15 protein-coding genes and 1 pseudogene are annotated in these 14,008 nt (G+C 73.0%); 5 read left to right on the forward strand and 11 right to left on the reverse strand.

The genetic code is table 11. The features are described from left to right. Nucleotides 1-10: 10 nt before the first annotated feature. The gene (locus QE370_RS03170; protein ID WP_309633396.1) at nt 11-1,795 is read right to left on the reverse strand and encodes a helicase HerA-like domain-containing protein; all 1,785 of its coding nucleotides are present in this window, start codon (nt 1,793-1,795) and stop codon (nt 11-13) included. 49 nt (nt 1,796-1,844) lie between these two features. Here QE370_RS03170 and QE370_RS03175 point away from each other — a divergent pair, with 49 nt between their 5' ends. Both QE370_RS03175 and QE370_RS03180 read left to right on the forward strand, forming a co-directional pair. Next, a complete protein-coding gene (locus QE370_RS03175) occupies nt 1,845-2,147 on the forward strand; it encodes a type II toxin-antitoxin system VapB family antitoxin (RefSeq protein WP_067861882.1) in 303 nt (100 codons plus the stop codon). Further along, nucleotides 2,144-2,668: a LytR C-terminal domain-containing protein gene (locus tag QE370_RS03180; protein WP_253025683.1), complete on the forward strand. Its 525-nt coding sequence runs from the start codon at nt 2,144-2,146 to the stop codon at nt 2,666-2,668. Before QE370_RS03175 ends, QE370_RS03180 begins: the two co-directional genes overlap by 4 nt. Nucleotides 2,669-2,698: 30 nt before the next feature. Here the strand turns inward: QE370_RS03180 and QE370_RS03185 are convergent, their stop codons facing one another. Beyond that, nucleotides 2,699-3,025, reverse strand: a complete 327-nt coding sequence (locus QE370_RS03185) for a TrkA C-terminal domain-containing protein (RefSeq protein ID WP_309635226.1) — start codon at nt 3,023-3,025, stop codon at nt 2,699-2,701. A 91-nt stretch (nt 3,026-3,116) separates the two neighbouring features. Continuing rightward, nucleotides 3,117-4,193: pseudogene (locus QE370_RS03190) on the reverse strand (potassium/proton antiporter); the annotation flags it as partial. A gap of 94 nt (nt 4,194-4,287) precedes the next feature. Here QE370_RS03190 and QE370_RS03195 point away from each other — a divergent pair. Beyond that, a complete protein-coding gene (locus tag QE370_RS03195; protein WP_309633397.1) occupies nt 4,288-5,112 on the forward strand; it encodes an alpha/beta hydrolase in 825 nt (274 codons plus the stop codon). On the opposite strand, the gene QE370_RS03200 is transcribed toward QE370_RS03195, so the two are convergent. The 4 genes from QE370_RS03200 to QE370_RS03215 form a co-directional block, all read right to left on the reverse strand. Beyond that, the gene (locus tag QE370_RS03200; RefSeq protein WP_309633398.1) at nt 5,054-5,650 is read right to left on the reverse strand and encodes a hypothetical protein; all 597 of its coding nucleotides are present in this window, start codon (nt 5,648-5,650) and stop codon (nt 5,054-5,056) included. The two genes, QE370_RS03195 and QE370_RS03200, sit on opposite strands and share 59 nt — an antisense overlap. An 809-nt stretch (nt 5,651-6,459) precedes the next feature. Next, a complete protein-coding gene (locus QE370_RS03205; RefSeq protein WP_309633399.1) occupies nt 6,460-6,840 on the reverse strand; it encodes a hypothetical protein in 381 nt (126 codons plus the stop codon). After that, on the reverse strand, nt 6,837-7,304 hold the full coding sequence (gene aroQ, locus QE370_RS03210; protein ID WP_309633400.1) for a type II 3-dehydroquinate dehydratase: 468 nt from the start codon (nt 7,302-7,304) through the stop codon (nt 6,837-6,839). The genes QE370_RS03205 and aroQ overlap by 4 nt, the downstream gene beginning before the upstream one ends. A 66-nt stretch (nt 7,305-7,370) precedes the next feature. Next, nucleotides 7,371-8,039, reverse strand: a complete 669-nt coding sequence (locus QE370_RS03215) for a hypothetical protein (RefSeq protein ID WP_309633401.1) — start codon at nt 8,037-8,039, stop codon at nt 7,371-7,373. A gap of 51 nt (nt 8,040-8,090) precedes the next feature. Here QE370_RS03215 and QE370_RS03220 point away from each other — a divergent pair, with 51 nt between their 5' ends. Further along, on the forward strand, nt 8,091-9,242 hold the full coding sequence (locus QE370_RS03220) for a hypothetical protein (protein ID WP_309633402.1): 1,152 nt from the start codon (nt 8,091-8,093) through the stop codon (nt 9,240-9,242). Between the two features lie 8 nt (nt 9,243-9,250). Here the strand turns inward: QE370_RS03220 and QE370_RS03225 are convergent, their stop codons facing one another. Continuing rightward, nucleotides 9,251-10,684: a family 16 glycosylhydrolase gene (locus tag QE370_RS03225; protein ID WP_309633403.1), complete on the reverse strand. Its 1,434-nt coding sequence runs from the start codon at nt 10,682-10,684 to the stop codon at nt 9,251-9,253. Between the two features lie 249 nt (nt 10,685-10,933). On the opposite strand from QE370_RS03225, the gene QE370_RS03230 reads away from it, so the two are divergent. Continuing rightward, the gene (locus QE370_RS03230) at nt 10,934-11,320 is read left to right on the forward strand and encodes a universal stress protein (RefSeq protein ID WP_253027277.1); all 387 of its coding nucleotides are present in this window, start codon (nt 10,934-10,936) and stop codon (nt 11,318-11,320) included. 43 nt (nt 11,321-11,363) lie between these two features. On the opposite strand, the gene QE370_RS03235 is transcribed toward QE370_RS03230, so the two are convergent. The 3 genes from QE370_RS03235 to QE370_RS03245 are packed head-to-tail and all read right to left on the reverse strand — an operon-like array spanning nt 11,364 to nt 13,959. Then, nucleotides 11,364-11,819, reverse strand: a complete 456-nt coding sequence (locus QE370_RS03235) for a DUF2231 domain-containing protein (protein WP_253027276.1) — start codon at nt 11,817-11,819, stop codon at nt 11,364-11,366. A gap of 53 nt (nt 11,820-11,872) precedes the next feature. After that, nucleotides 11,873-13,258, reverse strand: a complete 1,386-nt coding sequence (locus QE370_RS03240; RefSeq protein WP_309633404.1) for a HAMP domain-containing sensor histidine kinase — start codon at nt 13,256-13,258, stop codon at nt 11,873-11,875. Next, a complete protein-coding gene (locus QE370_RS03245) occupies nt 13,255-13,959 on the reverse strand; it encodes a response regulator transcription factor (RefSeq protein ID WP_309633405.1) in 705 nt (234 codons plus the stop codon). The genes QE370_RS03240 and QE370_RS03245 overlap by 4 nt, the downstream gene beginning before the upstream one ends. Nucleotides 13,960-14,008 lie beyond the last annotated feature (49 nt).

A 14,008-nucleotide genomic window follows, 5' to 3' on the forward strand; every position in this document is an offset into this window, starting at 1 on the left:
CCGGGCGCGATCAGCGACGTCGGCGGAACAGGCTCTTCGCCAGCTCGCGCGCCAGCGTGCGCGACGCCTCGCCGACCGCACGGTCGAGCGTCGAGCGACCCGCGGACGTGCTGCGGGAGCGCGACCGACGCCGGGGTCCGCGCCCGAGACGGTCGGCCTCACGAGCCACCCGTCCGGCCTCGGCGGCGGCGTCGCGCGCCGCCCGGTCGGCCTCGGCGCGCGCCTCGGCAGCACCGCGGGCGGCCTCGACCGCCTCCGTCGCCGACGGCGGGTCGACGCGCGTGCCGTAGCGGGGCAGCAGCGGCGACGCCGCGACGAGTCCCGCGACGACGTCGGCCGGCGCGGGAGCCATCGACCCCTGCGGCGCCCGCAGCCGGGTCCACGCCACGGGGGTGGGGGCACCCCGCTCGTCCATCACCGTGACGACGGCCTCGCCGATCGCCAGCCGGGTGAGCAGCTCGCCCAGGTCGTACCCCGACGTCGGGTACGTCGAGACGGTCGCGCGGAGGGCCTTGGCGTCGTCGGGCGTGTGGGCGCGCAGCTGGTGCTGGATCCGTGACCCGAGCTGGGCGAGCACGTCCGACGGCACGTCCTTCGGCGTCTGCGTGACGAACACGATGCCGACGCCCTTGGAGCGGATGAGCCGCACGGTCTGGGTCACCTGCGCCAGGAAGTCCTTCGACGCGTCGGCGAACAGCAGGTGCGCCTCGTCGAAGAAGAACACGAGGCGCGGCTTCTCGACGTCGCCCACCTCCGGCAGGGTCGCGAACAGCGTGCGCAGCAGGTGCAGGAGGAACGTCGAGAACAGCGTCGGCCGGTCGACCACCGACGGCACCTCCAGCAGCGACACGACGCCACGGCCGTCGGGCGCCAGCCGGAGCAGGTCGGCGACGTCGAGCTCCGGCTCGCCGAAGAAGACGTCGGCGCCCTGGTCGGCGAAGGCGACGAGCTCGCGCAGGATCACGCCGACGGTCGCGGAGGAGAGCCCGCCGAGCTCCTTCAGCTCGGCCTTGCCGTCGCCGACGAGCCAGGTGAGCACCGAGCGCAGGTCGCCGAGGTCGACGAGCCGGTGTCCCTGCTCGCGCGCGTGGTGGAAGACGAGCCCCAGCGACGACTCCTGGGTCTCGTTCAGGCCCAGCACCTTCGCGAGCAGGAGCGGGCCGAACGACTCCAGGCTCGCGCGGACCGGCACGCCCGTGCCGAGTCCGCCGAGGGTCAGCAGCTCCGTCGGCGAGCCGAGCGGCTGCCAGGTCTGACCGACGTCGGCGCACCGCTCCGCGAGGCGCTCGCTCGGCGTACCGGGGACGGCGATGCCGGAGAGGTCGCCCTTCACGTCGGCCGCGAACGCGGGCACGCCGTGCGCCGAGACCTGCTCCGCGAGCAGCTGCAGCGTCCGCGTCTTGCCGGTGCCGGTCGCGCCCGCCACCAGACCGTGCCGGTTGAGCATGCCGAGCGGGAGGCGCACGGGCGCCGAGGGCACGGCCACGTCGTCGACGACGAGGGCGCCGATCTCCACCACCGGACCGTCGAACGCGTAGCCCGCGCGGACCTCCTCGACCACCGGGTCCTGGGGCCCACGGTCGTCCGGCACAGAGTCGTCCGGCACAGGGTCGTCCGGGACCGCGGCGCTCGCCTGCTGCTCGGCCGCAGCGGCGCGGGCCAGCTCGTCGGCGCGACGTCGGGCCTCGACGGCCGCCGCCTCCGCCGCAGCGGCAGCCTGCGCGGCCTCCGCAGCGAGGGCGGAGGCGCTCGCGTCGCCGTCGGTGGGTCGACCGTCCCCGTCAGCCGTGCTCATGGCGGTCAGGCTACCGCTGCGCGGCGGTCGTGCTGTCTACACTGACGTCGTGATCTTTCGGAGGGTGAGCGACGGTCGGCCGTACCCCGACCACGGACTGTCGCAGCGCGAGTGGGCCGACCTGTCGCCCACGCAGGTGCACCTCTCCGACCTCACGACCACCAAGACGCAGCTCGACCTCGCCAACCTGCTCGACGAGGACTCGACGTACTTCGGCGACCTGTTCGCGCACGTCGTCGCCTGGAACGGCGAGCTGTTCCTCGAGGACGGCCTGCACCGCGCCGTCCGCGCCGCCCTGCAGCAGCGGTCCATGCTGCACGCCCGCGTCCTGACGATCGGAGCCCGACGATGAACCCCCGCAGCGGAGCCGTCGGCCCCCTCGTCCTGCTCGGCTCTGCGCTGGTGCTCCTCCTGGGGCTGTTCGTCGGCTTCCGTCTCGTCACCGCCGAGGCCGACACCGGCGAGGCCGCGCCCACCTGCGAGCGCCGCGTGGTGGAGAAGGACGACCGCGTGACCAGCAGCCTCGTGAGCGTCGACGTCTACAACGCGAGCAGTCGGGCCGGCCTGGCGAACCGCGTCTCCATCAACCTGCAGCGTCGCGGCTTCCTCGCCGGCCAGATCGGCAACTCCGAGAGCAAGGTCCGCCCGCGGGTGGCCGCCGTGCTCACCGACGACCCGAAGGACCCGCGCGTGCGGCTCGTCGGCGCGCAGTTCGGCTCCCGCGTGCAGTACGTCGAGCCCGACATCCCCGTCGACGAGGGGTCGGTGACGGTCGTCGTCGGCGACGGGTTCCGCCAGCTCGGGCGCGACGTCCGCGACACCAGCAACGACCGTCGCTTCACGGTCTGCCTGCCCACGGTCCCGGCCGCCTGACGGAACCGGCACCACGACAGGTGGGGCGGGTCAGGCGGGGTCGGCAGCGTCCCAGCCGGCCAGTCGCCCGTGGCGGCCGACGTCGAGCAGCCGCTGCTCGGTGAGCTCGCGGACGTCGCGCGTGGCCACGACGAGCACGTCGTCGCCCCGCACGAGCCGCGTGGTGCGGTGGGGCACGAACGGCGTGCCGTCGCGCACGACGAGCGACACCGACGCCCCCGTGGGCAGTCGCAGCTCGCCCACCTCCACGCCCGCCAGCCGTGAGCCGCGCGGCACGTGGACCTGCAGCAGGTCGGCCGAGACGCGTTCGAGCGGCGCCGCCTCGACCTCGAGGTCGCGGACGTCGTCGCGCAGCACCCCGCACCAGCGCGCCAGGCGGGCGAGCGGCGCGGGCCTGCACGAGCGTGTACACGACCACCGCCACGAAGACGATGTCGAAGAGGTCGCGCGAGCCAGGCACGTCGGCGGCCAACGGGATCGTGGCGAGGATGATCGGCACGGCGCCCCGCAGCCCCGCCCAGCCGACGAACAGCTGCTCGCGCCAGCCGACCCTGAACCAGGTGGCGCAGACCAGGACCGACAACGGCCGGGCGACGAAGGTCAGCACGGCACCCGCGACCAGTCCCGTCCAGAGGTGCCAGAGCGTGAACTCCGACGGGCTCGCGAGCAGGCCCAGCATGACGAACAGCCCGATCTGCGCGAGCCAGCCGATCCCCTCCACGAACGAGCGGGTGGCGACGCGGTGCGGGAGCTCGGTGTTGCCGAGCACCAGCGCGCACAGGTAGACAGCCGCGAAGCCGCTGGCGTGGCCGAGGACGGCGAGGCCGTACGCGAGCACCGTGAACGCCAGCACGATGAGGGGGTACAGGCCCGACGCCGGGAGCGCGAGCTGGCGCAGCAGTCGCGCGGCGCCGAACCCGACCGCCAGGCCGACGAGCGCGCCGACGACGATCTCGAACACGATCAGCCCGACGAAGGAGAGGGCGCCGCTGTCGGCGATCTCACCGGCGCTCAGCGCGGTGACGAGCACGACGATCGGCGCGTCGTTGAGCCCTGACTCCGCCTCCAGCACGCCCTTCACCCGTGGGGCGATGGGGACGGCGCGCAGCACGGAGAACACCGCCGCCGCGTCGGTGGGCGTGAGCACCGCGGCGAGCAGGACCGCGATCTCCCACCGCAGGTCGAGCACGTAGTGCGCCGCGCCCGCGACGACCAGCACGCTGACCACCGAGCCGAGCGTCGCGAGCAGCAGGCCGAGGCCCATCGCCGGGCGCACGTGCTCCCAGCGGGTCGTCAGACCGCCCTCGGCCAGGATGAGCACGAGCGCGCCGAAGCCGACCGCGAGGGCGAGGTCGGCGTCGTCGAACTGCACGCCGAGGCCTTCCTCGCCGAGCGCGAGCCCGAGACCGAGGTAGACGAGCAGCGACGGCAGGCCCACGCTGACGGAGAGCCGGACCGCGAGGATCGCCGCGATGAGGACGCCAGAGCCGACCAGGAGGAACACGTCGAGGTCGTGGACGTCCATGCACCGACCTCCCACCCTCGCCGAGACCCGATCCTATCGAGCGCCGACCGCGCATCGACCTGCAGGGACGCACACCGTGCGGTGGGATGGAGCGGTGCACCGTCGTCGATTCCTCTCGCTCGGGGCCGCGGCGGTCGGCACGGCCGCGCTCGCCGCCTGCTCCGGCCCCCGCGCACCCACGTCGGGCGGTGGCAGCATGGGCGACGTGGAACGCATCGCCTACGGCTCCGACCCGTCGCAGTTCGCCGAGCTGACCCGTCCCTCGGGAGCCTCACGAGGGGTCGTCGTCGTCATCCACGGCGGCTTCTGGCGCGCGCAGTACGACCTCTCGCTCGGCCGTCCGCTCGCCGCGTCGCTCGCGGAGGAGGGCTGGACCGCCTGGAACCTCGAGTACCGCCGGGTCGGGAACGGTGGCGGGTGGCCGCAGACGCCTGACGACGTCAGCGCGGGCATCGACAAGCTCGCGGAGGTCGACGGCCTCGACCTCTCCCGCGTCGTGACGCTCGGCCACTCGGCCGGCGGCCACCTCGCGGTGTGGGCGGCGGGACGTCAGCGGCTGCAGCCGTGGAGGGATGCGAAGGTCCCGGTGACGGCGGCGATCTCCCAGGCGGGTGTGCTCGACCTTGCGGGGGCGGCCTCGTTGGGCGGCGGGGCCGTGGAGGCGTTCCTCGGCCGGCCGGTCGACCAGGTGCCCGACGCCGACCCGACCGGCCAGGTCCCGCTCGACGTGCCGGTGCGCTGCGTCCACGGACGCGACGACTCGACCGTGCCGATCAGCCAGTCGGAGGCCTACGTCGCGGCAGCCACCGACGCCGGCGCCGACGCGACGCTCACGCCCGTCGACGGCGACCACTTCGTCGTCATCGACCCACGGAGCGAGGCGTGGGCGTCGACGGTGCGGCTGCTCGCGGACCTGTAGCGACGACGAGCCAGGTCCAGCCCGCGGCGAGCAGGACCATCGAGAGCACGCCCCACGGCCGGTACACGTGCTCCTGCCAGAACATCACCGAGCCGACGAGCGTGAGCACGGCGCCGGGCAGCGCCCGCACCACCCCGGCGCGGCTCGCGACGCCGACGGCGAGCGCGGTCGCGGCGATGTAGGCGTAGGAGCCGATGGCGCCGAGGTCGCCCGCGACGGGGAAGACGATCCCGAGACCACCCGCCTCGGCGTCCTTGATCGCGCCGCCGGCGATCCCGGCGAGGATGTCGAGGCTCGTGTAGAAGCAGGCGTACACGTAGGCCAGCACCCCGACGACGACGCCGACGACGCGGTCGTGCCGGCGGGCGACGAGCCACGGGCCCAGCGCGAGGAGCGGGAAGACGGGCAGCAGGACGGTGTGCATCATCTGCCAGTGCGCGGCGTCCTCGACGGTCAGCACCGCCGGGTGCGTCAGCCCGAGCGCAGCGGTGAACAGCGGCGGGAGCGCCACAGCGCAGATCGTGAGGTAGCGGGTCATGGCCTCACGGTAGGCACGATCTCCCCTCCCCGCCGACGAGCACGAGCCGAGCCCTCCGCCTGCTCCTTCGTCACGAGGTCGACTACTCGACCAGCGATATCGCTGGTCGAGTAGCAGGGACGAGCTTGCGAGGTCCCTGCGATGGAGCCGTCGCACAGGGGCGTAGCCGCGGCGGAGCGAGACCACCCGGCAACGGATCAGCGCGACTCAATCTCCAGCGTCCGCTTGGAGTGGTCTCGATACGCCCGAAGCACGCTCGTGCCTCGCGGCTCCGCGCTACTCGACCAGCGAAACCGCTGGTCGAGTAGCAGCCGGGCGCGAGGAACGAGCGTCGCGGCTGCGTATCGAGACCACCCGGCAACGGCCCAGCGCGGACCAACCCCCAGCGAACGCCCACACTGGTCTCGATACGTCTCCGCCTGCTCCTTCGTCGCGGCGTCGACTACTCGACCAGCGGAACGCTCCACTGGTCGAGTAGCAGGGACGAGCTTGCGAGGTCCCTGCGTATCGAGACCACCCGGCAACGGATCAGCGCGACTCAATCTCCAGCGTCCGCTTGGAGTGGTCTCGATACGCCCGAAGCACGCTCGTGCCTCGCGGCTCCGCGCTACTCGACCAGCGGAACGCTCCGCTGGTCGAGTAGCAGGGACGAGCTTGCGAGGTCCCTGCGTATCGAGACCACCCGGCAACGGATCAGCGCGACTCAATCTCCAGCGTCCGCTTGGAGTGGTCTCGATACGCCCGAAGCACGCTCGTGCCTCGCGGCTCCGCGCTACTCGACCAGCGAAACCATCCGCTCGGCGGAGGGGTCAGGTGGCGTCCTCGACCCAGCCGTGGGTGCGGGTGTGCAGCTCCTCGCAGACGGTGCGGTAGAACCGCTCGACCTCGGGGCTGGAGAAGTCGGAGGCGCCGGCGAAGGTGTCGGACCTGGCCTGGAACCACAGGGCTGCGCGCAGCAGGGCGATGCCCAGGTCGCCACCCAGGTGCTCTCCGCGCTCGACGGCCTCGAAGGCGGGCCGGTAGGCGAGCTGCACGATCGTCGCCGTGGACGACGACAGGAAGAAGGCCGCGTCGAAGGTCCGCGCGAAGGCGTGCAGGGCCGCCCAGTCGGCGTCGGGCCCGGGCACGCGCACGCGTCGGGAGACGGCGAGCTGCTTCTTGTGCGGGACGTGGCGGGGTCCGTCACTCACGAGGCGTCCTCCTCGGTGGCCAGGACGGCGACGAGCTCGCGGACCGCGCGACCGTAGCCCGCGACCCCCTCGCCGACGACGGTGACCGCGGCGACGTCGCTCAGGTAGGAGAAGTGGCGAAACTCCTCGCGGGCGTGCACGTCGGACACGTGCACCTCCGCGAACGGCAGCGCCACGCCGGTGAGGGCGTCGCGCAGCGCGACCGACGTGTGCGTGAGCCCGCCCGGGTTGATGACGACCCCCGCACAGTCCTCGCGGGCCTCGTGGATCGCGTCGATGAGGACGCCCTCGTGGTTGCTCTGCAGCGCCCGCACCGCGTAGCCGAGCTCGTCGGCGGTCCGCTCGACGAGCGCGACGACGTCGTCCAGCGTCTCCTGCCCGTACACGCCGGGCTCGCGCGTGCCGAGCAGGTTCAGGTTGGGGCCGTTCACCAGCAGCAGCCGGCGCGGGGGCGAGTCGCTCACGGGAGCACGCTACCGACCGGAGCGCGGCCCCGTCGTCGTCCGGGGTGCGGACGACGCGATGCGCCCCTACGGTGACCTCACCGCCGGGCCGTCCCCCTCCTGGCGCCACTCGAGGTGGTCATCGTGCGCGTCCCTGTCATCGCCCTGCTCGTCACGGCTCTTGCCCTGGCACTCGGCAACTCGCCGTCCGTCGCTGCCGAGCGCAGCGGCACCTACGTCGGCCGCCTGGTCGACGAGGACGAACGACCGGTGGCCGGGATCGAGGTCTGGACCTGGTGCAGTGGCGAACCCTCTCCGCCACCCGAGGACCGATTCCGCACCGGGACCGATGGTCGATTCGAGCTCCCGTGGGTGAGCCAGCGTGGTTGTGACGTCATGATCCGCGACCCAGCAGCACGTCTGACGTCGTACAGGGAGGTGTGGGCGAGGCAATCGCCTGCAGACAGGGAACGTCCGGGAGTCCCCATCTACGTGGAGAGGCGCGCCGAGACAGGCACTCAGGACGTCGGCGACATCCAGCTGCGCGCACCCGTCACCATCCGCGGACGGATCGTGGATGGTGAGGGAAAGCCTTATCCCTCCGCAGAAGTCAGTCTCCTCGGCACCCAGGAACGTGAGGCCTTCGTCTACGCCGACAAGGACGGCTACTTCTCTCTCGACGACGATGTCGTCTTCGCGGGCGTGTACAGGTTCGTCATCGGGGTCGGTACGCGGCCGCTTGGAGGGGCGGATCACTATCCCGACCCGTCGCCCTTGCAGGGGTGGTGGGATCTCGAGCCCGGCGCGGTGGTGGACACCGGGACGGTCCGCGTCGAGATCCCCCGGCCGGGCCCGCAGGGACGGGTGAAGGTGCTGGGCGAGCGCCCGGCTGTCCTGCGACCTGTCGACGGCTCGCGCCCGGCGCAGGTCGTGGGGCCCGACGACCCGGACCCGCGCGTCGACGCCGGCCGTTACTTCTACGGTTGGATGAGGGGTTCGTCGTCTGTGTACGAAGTGCTCTGGGCAGGCACGAGCTACGGCTCCTACCGCGGGAGTCCCATCGTCGAGGTGCGCGAGGGGCAGACGCTCACCCTCCCTGCGATGCCGCGCCTGCAAAGTCCCAACGTCTCACCGTTCGACTCGAGCGGTGCGCCCCCGGACGGTCTCTCCATCGTCGCGCGCTCGGCGGACGAGCCGACCGAGGTGCTGCTGGCCCTGAACAACATCGACGAGTTCTACCCGATCAACCTGCCGACACGTCAAGGGCCCATCACGGTCACGGTCAGTGACCCGGCCGGGCGCTACCCGACGGTGCGACGCACACTTGCGTACCACGACAGCACGCAGATCGATCTCGGTCCCTCACGCAACGGCATCCCCGCTCGACCGGTGCCGCGGGCCTCGGGAGCCGAGCCTCCTGGACAATTCGTGCTTCTTCTCGACTTCGGACGCCGGGATCCCCTCGGGCTGATCGCCCAGTACTTCGACGCCGACGACGGGGATCGGCTCGTCCACACGGGAGCCTGGGACTCCAGACCGCTGGTCCCCAAGGGCAACTACAAGGTGCGGGGCGTCGACCCGACCGGTCAGACCGCGAACCTGTGGGTCGGCGGCGGCACGAGCCTCGCCACGGCCGCGATGCACCGGCCCTACATCGGCTACACGAAGGTGCTGCGGGCCCGTCTCGTGGAGCGACTCACGCCGATCGTCGCGCCACGGGTGTCCGGTCGGCGACTTCCCGGGAAGGTCCTGGCCACCGACCGCGGGGTGTGGAACGGCCACCCCACACGGTTCGCCTACCGCTGGTACCGCGACGGCAGGCCGATCGCCGGTGCTACCGGTCCGCGCTACCGGTTGCAGCGCGCGGACGCCGGACGCACGGTGCGGGTGCGTGTCGTCGCCAGCCGAGGGGCGGCGCGTGACGGTGTCCGCTCACGTCCGGTCGTCGTTCCTCGCTGACCGAGCCGTCACTGCCAGGCGCGCACCCAGTCGACCTGGAGGGTGGCGGGGAAGGTGGTGTCCGCGGTCGGCTTGTTGCCGTCGACACCGAGCATCTGGGTGAGGTTGATCGAGTAGTCCTGGTCGAACGGCTTGCCCTGCTCGACCGACGTGTCCGTCGGGCGGATGGCGTGGTCGAGGCAGACCTGCCCGTCGTACTCGACGCGGATGCGCTCGCTGTCCCACTCCAGCGCGTAGGTGTGCCAGGCGGTCGGGTCGTCGACCAGGCAGAAGTAGTTCGTGTAGTCGCGGGTCGACGTCGCGTAGTGGACGGTCGGGATCAGGCGGTCCGGGTACTGGGAGTAGAACTCCGCGATGTCCATCTCGCCGGTGCCGAGGCCGTCGCCCCAGTACTTCAGCGTCTGCGGGAACAGCCAGAGGGCGCTGTGGACGCCGGGGCCGGAGCTCGCGGGCATCTTCGCGCGGATCTCGACCCGTCCCCGGTTCATCGTGTAGTGGCCCCAGGTGGTCACGGACGCCGACGTGTAGGGCGTCGTGACGGTGGAGCCGTTGGCGGTGCAGGTGACGGGCTCGGACTCCTTGCGCGTCGTCAGGCGCAGGGCGCCGCCCTTCACCTCGAGGTTCTGCGGCCGGTCGACCCAGCAGTCCCCGTAGGTCAGGCCGGTGGCCTCGGTGGTCGCCGGGCTCCACCTGCTGCGGTCGAGGGCGTTGCCGTCGAAGTCGTCGGCGAAGGTGCACGTCCACGCGGAGCCGTCGTCCTTCGAGCGGACCTTCCCGCAGTCGTCGGAGGTCGCCGTCGGCTCAGGGGTCGGCGTCGGCTCGGGGGTCGGAGAGGCAGTGGGCTCCGGGCTCGGAGCGGTCGTCGCCTCGGGCGACGGAGCCACCGTCGGCTCGGGCGAGGGGGCGGCAGTGGGCTCGACCGACGGCGTCACCGTCGGCTCGGGCGTCGCGACGGGATCCGGGCTGGGCGCGACCGTGGGCTCGGGCGCCGGGGTGGCGGTCGGCGCCGGCGAGGGCGACGGGGTCACGGAGGGCGTCGGCGCGGGGGCCGGCTCGGCTGCGGCGGCGGCCTGCTCGGCGCGCGAGGTCGCGATCTTCGCCGCGGCGGCCGAGGCCGTCTTGAAGGCGCGCTGACGGGCCTGCACCACGGCCCGCTTCCGTGCCTTCGTCGCCGCCTGCGCGCGCGCCCGTTGCGGGGTGGCCGCCTTGACGGTCGCAGTGCCACGACCCGTCGCGCTGCGCCGCACCGTCGCCTCGCCGCGGTGACCGTCGACGTGCACCACGCGGGTCGCGGTCTTCGCGACGGTGGCGGTCTTGGTCACGGTCACGCGGTGGCTCCGCGCGGCGTCGGCCTGGGCCACGACCAGCGTCGACGCCGCCAGGGCGACCAGGACGAGCGCGACCACCTTCGCGGTCGCGCTCGACGGACGTGCAGACGTCACCCGTTCCATGGTGCTCTCTCCCTCGGTGAAGGGATCCACGACCGGCTGCACTGGTGCCCACCTGGTCCTTCGTGGTCTCCCCACCGCGAAGAACGGACGCTGGTCCCTAACTAGATGGGACTTTAGTCCTTTTGAGAGTCGTCTGCACCTCTTTGGTCCCGAATACTTCCGGGACGTCAGTCACTGTTCACCCGAGGCGACGACGACACGGGTGCCCGGTAGCGTGGTGCCGGGGAGAAGGAGAACCACATGAGCACGATCGTCGTGGGCTACGTCGCGAGTCCCGAGGGCGAGGCCGCCTGGGCCTGGGCCGTCGACCACGCCCGCAGCACGTCCGCCCGTCTCGTCGTCATCGCGTCCGACGCGCCGCACCCGGACGTCTCGCCCGAGACCGTCGTGGAGCAGCTCGAGTCGCGGCTCGGCGAGGCCGGCGTCGAGCACGAGGTGGTCCACTTCGTGGGCAGCGGTGGTGCTGCTGACGCGATCCTCGACCACGCCACCCGTCACGACGCGTCGCTCGTCGTCATCGGCCAGCGCCGGCGCTCGCCCGTCGGCAAGCTGGTGCTGGGCTCCACCTCGCAGCGCATCCTGCTCGAGGCCGACTGCCCGGTCGTCGCCGTCAAGGCCGCGCGCTGACCTCGTCGCCGGTCCCGGCACGTACCTCTCGGACGTCGGCTGCTCAGCTGCCGCCAGCCTCGCTGGTCGTGTCGCCCCACACCGCCTTCGCGCCCGAGTCGCCCACGCGGTAGACCTGCACGGCCGCCGCGACGGAGGCGATCAGGACGAGGACGGCCACCCCCCGCGCCGCCGCGGACACGACGCCCCGACGGTGCAGGACGAGCATCGCCACGAGCACCACCAGCAGGGCGATCTCGAACCAGATGAGCTGGTCGCCGAGCTCCGCGTGCCGGCCCGGGTCGCCGACCCTCTTCTCGAGCGCCTCGCCGCTCGAGGTCGCGACCGGGGTGAGCGCGGTCGCCACGACGAGCAGACTGGCCACGAGCCAGCCGTAGGTCTGGCGCCAGGCCGGGCGCAGCGCGACGACGATCGCACCGACCACCGACAGGGGCAGCAGCACGACCACCGCGTGCACGACGAGCGGGTGCAGCGGGAGGCCGTTGAACGTGTCCAGCATGGTGTTCTCCTTCGTGGGACGTCCCCGTGCGGCGAGCGCCGACGTGGAGGGGGTCAGGGTGCGCCGAGGACGAGCCGGACCAGGGACCACGGACCGTCGCGGTCGAGCTCGAGGCGGCCGCCACTCGCCTCCGCGCACGACCGCGCGATGTCGAGGCCGAGACCGCTGGAGCCCCGGTCGCTGGTCCCGCGCCGCAAGGCCGTCGGCGGCACGCCCGGCCCTTGGTCACGGACCTCGACGACGGTGCCGGTGCCGACGGACGACACGGTCACGGCCACCGGCACTCCCTCGGCCGTGTGCGCGACGGCGTTCTCGAGCAGCGCGTCCAGCGCGGCGGCGAGGTCCGCGTCGGCCAGGCGCACCTCCCGCCCCGCGGCGCCGTCCGGCAGCTCGAGCACGGCGTCTCGCCGCTGGTCCTCCAGCAGCGGAGCCCAGTACGCGAACCGGTCCTGCACCACGGCGACCACGTCGGTCCGGGGCACCGCCCCCTCGCGTTGTGGTCGGCGAGCAGCCTGGATCACCGCCGTCAGGGTCCGCTCGAGGTGGTCGAGGTGGTCCTCGAGCTCACGCTTCTGCGGCGACTCCGGCAGGGCCTCGACGTCGAGCCGCACCGCGGTGACCGGGGTGCGCAGCCGGTGCGACAGGTCGGCGACGGTCTCGCGCTCGGCCACGAGCAGCTCGTCGATGCGCCCGGCCAGGCGGTTCAGCGCCGCCGACACGCTGCGCACCTCGCGCGGGCCGTCCTGCGGGGCGCGAGCCTCGAGGTCGCCGTCGGCGAGACGTTCCGCCGTCGCGGCCGCGGCCGTCAGGTGGCCTGCGAGACGACGCCCCACCACCACGGCGAGCCCCGCCACCGCCGCGAGCGTGACCAGCCCGGCCAGGCCGAGCACGCCCACCTGCTCGAGCGTCTCCCTCCCCACCACGCTGCTCGGCACGAACGAGCACACGGCGACGTCGCGACCCCGCTGCTCGGCGACCACGCGCACGAGCCTGCCGCCGTCGACCGACGCCACCTCTGCCCCGTACACGCGCCCGACCCGGGCGTTGGGCGGGCCGTAGGAGTCGCCGTCGCTGGACCGTGCGTCGTCGTCGCGTCGCCCTGGGGGCGTGCCGGCGTCGGCGAGGGGACCGAAACGGGCGTCCGAGTCGACGCTGCAGTCGGGTCGGGCCGATCCCACGGGCGCGCCGTCTCCGGCGTCGACGGTCACTCGACCGCCGTCGCGGGCGTCGATGCGCTCGACGACCGCGACGAGGTCGTCGCGGTCGCCCCGTCCCGTGCTCACCAGGTCGGCCACGCCCTGCGCGACCGACGCAGCCCACTGCTCCTCGTCCTGCTGCACGTTGCGCTGCACGGTCAGCGTGACCGGCACGGCGAGGAGCAGCAACATCGCCGCAGCCGACCCGACGCCCAGCGCGAGGATGCGGGCGCGCAGGCTCACGCGTCGGCGCCGCTCGCCGGGTCGGGGGCGACGAGCTTGACGCCCACCCCTCGCACGCTGTGCAGGTACCGCGGTGCGGCGGCGCTCTCGCCGAGCTTGCGGCGCAGCCACGACAGGTGCACGTCGACGGTGCGGTCGGCGCCGCCCCACGGCATCTGCCAGACGTCCGCCAGCAGCTCGCGCTTGCTCACCACCTCGCCGGCACGGGTGGCGAGGGCGAGCAGCAGGTCGAACTCCTTGCGGTTCAGCGTGATGGCACGGCCCTCGACGGCGACCTCTCGCGACACGGGGTCGACGACCAGTCCACCCACCCTGACGGTGCGGTCGGCTGCACCGGCCGGCGCAGTGCGTCGGAGCACGGCCCGGACCCGCGCCATGGCCTGCGCGGCGGAGAACGGCTTGACGAGGTAGTCGTCGGCGCCGGCGTCGAGGAGGCGCACGATCTCCCGCTCGTCGTCGCGGGCCGTGGCCACGACCACCGGCACGTCGCTGGAGGAGCGCACGAGGGCGAGCACGTCGGCGCCGTCGAGGTCGGGCAGCCCGAGGTCGAGCATGACCACGTCCGGCTGCTCGGCGCCGACGCTGCGGATGGCCTCGACGGCCGTCCCGACGGCCGTGACGACGGCACCGTGGTCGGTGAGACCCCGCGTGAGGGTCGTGCGGATGGCGAGGTCGTCCTCGACCACCAGGATCCGGACCATGGGGTCACCGTAGTGCTCGACGACGCCGGACGGGGTCGACTCGCACACG

The organism is Aeromicrobium sp. SORGH_AS_0981 (assembly GCF_031453195.1).
GTDB lineage: Bacteria > Actinomycetota > Actinomycetes > Propionibacteriales > Nocardioidaceae > Aeromicrobium.

What these genes read in the sequence shown, in the direction of transcription:
- QE370_RS03170 (WP_309633396.1), bottom strand. Translation starts at nt 1,795, where the DNA reads ATGAGCACGGCTGACGGGGACGGTCGACCCACCGACGGCGACGCGAGC.
- QE370_RS03180 (WP_253025683.1), top strand. Translation starts at nt 2,144, where the DNA reads ATGAACCCCCGCAGCGGAGCCGTCGGCCCCCTCGTCCTGCTCGGCTCT.
- QE370_RS03200 (WP_309633398.1), bottom strand. Translation starts at nt 5,650, where the DNA reads ATGACCCGCTACCTCACGATCTGCGCTGTGGCGCTCCCGCCGCTGTTC.
- QE370_RS03230 (WP_253027277.1), top strand. Translation starts at nt 10,934, where the DNA reads ATGAGCACGATCGTCGTGGGCTACGTCGCGAGTCCCGAGGGCGAGGCC.
- QE370_RS03235 (WP_253027276.1), bottom strand. Translation starts at nt 11,819, where the DNA reads ATGCTGGACACGTTCAACGGCCTCCCGCTGCACCCGCTCGTCGTGCAC.
- QE370_RS03245 (WP_309633405.1), bottom strand. Translation starts at nt 13,959, where the DNA reads ATGGTCCGGATCCTGGTGGTCGAGGACGACCTCGCCATCCGCACGACC.